The organism is Corynebacterium sp. ACRPZ (genome assembly GCF_022346205.1).
GTDB lineage: Bacteria > Actinomycetota > Actinomycetes > Mycobacteriales > Mycobacteriaceae > Corynebacterium > Corynebacterium lehmanniae.
The window spans coordinates 1-1,492 of record NZ_JAKRMR010000034.1 but is presented as its reverse complement, the minus strand read 5'-3'; the positions used below and the strand labels follow the sequence as shown (position 1 = coordinate 1,492).

1 rRNA gene is annotated in these 1,492 nt (G+C 54.5%); it reads right to left on the bottom strand.

From position 1 onward, the window contains the following. Positions 1 to 1,472, bottom strand: a 23S ribosomal RNA gene (locus tag MHX64_RS11845); the annotation flags it as partial. Between the last annotated feature and the right edge of the window lie 20 nt (positions 1,473 to 1,492).

Sequence of the window (1,492 nt, the reverse complement as noted above, 5' to 3'; positions counted from 1 at the left end):
ACCATCGACTACGCCTGTCGGCCTCGCCTTAGGACCCGACTCACCCTGGGAAGACGAACTTGACCCAGGAACCCTTAGTCATCCGGCGGGCAAGATTCTCACTTGCCATTCGTTACTCATGCCTGCATTCTCACTCGCATGCAGTCCACCGCTCCTTCCGATACGGCTTCACCCCACACACGACGCTCCCCTACCCAACAGTAAAACTGTTGCCGCGGCTTCGGCGGTGTGCTTGAGCCCCACTACATTGTCGGCGCGGAACCACTCGACCAGTGAGCTATTACGCACTCTTTCAAGGATGGCTGCTTCTAAGCCAACCTCCTGGCTGTCTTCGCGATCCCACATCCTTTTCCACTTAGCACACCCTTAGGGGCCTTAACCGGCGATCTGGGCTGTTTCCCTCTCGACTATGAAGCTTATCCCCCACAGTCTCACTGCAATGCACCACTTAAAACCGGTATTCGGAGTTTGGCTGACGTCGCTAAGATGATAGTCCCGCTCAACCAACCAGTAGCTCTACCTCCGGCAAGCTCACATCACGCTGCACCTAAATGCATTTCGGGGAGAACCAGCTATCACGGAGTTTGATTGGCCTTTCACCCCTACCCACAGCTCATCCCCTCAGTTTTCAACCTAAGTGGGTTCGCGCCTCCACAACCTCTTACAGCTGCTTCACACTGGCCATGGGTAGATCACCCCGCTTCGGGTCCAGGACATGCCACTACAAACACCCTATTCGGATTCGCTTTCGCTACGACTACCCCACAAACGGGTTAACCTCGCGACATGCCGCTGACTCGCAGGCTCATTCTTCAAAAGGCACGCCATCACACACAAAAAAGTGCTCTGACGGATTGTAAGCGCATGGTTTCAGGAACTCTTTCACTCCCCTCCCGGGGTACTTTTCACCATTCCCTCACGGTACTTAATTCACTATCGGTCACACTGAGTATTTAGGCTTACCGGGTGGTCCCGGCAGATTCACAGCAGATTCCACGAGCCCGCTGCTACTCGGGGAAAAACACAAACAACACAACCACACACACCTTCACGTACAGGACTTTTCACCTACTCCGGCGCACCATCCCAGATGCTTCCGCTGATATGTGCACATTGCGCGTGCAGTTGACAGCCTGCACCATTTGCGCCCCACAACACCGCACACGCAACCCCTGCCAGGTATCACACGCACACGGTTTAGCCTCATCCGCTATCGCTCGCCACTACACACGGAATCACAATTGTTTTCTTCTCCTACGGGTACTGAGATGTTTCACTTCCCCGCGTCAACCCCCACACAGACTATGAATTCACCTGCGGGTAACACCACACAACTGGTGCTGGGTTTCCCCATTCGGACATCCTCGGATCAACGCTTTGTTGGCAACTCCCCGAGGCATAACGCAGCCTCACACGTCCTTCATCGGCTCAGCATGCCAAGGCATCCACCATACGCCCGTAACAAAACACACGGACACACAAACAATCAAGG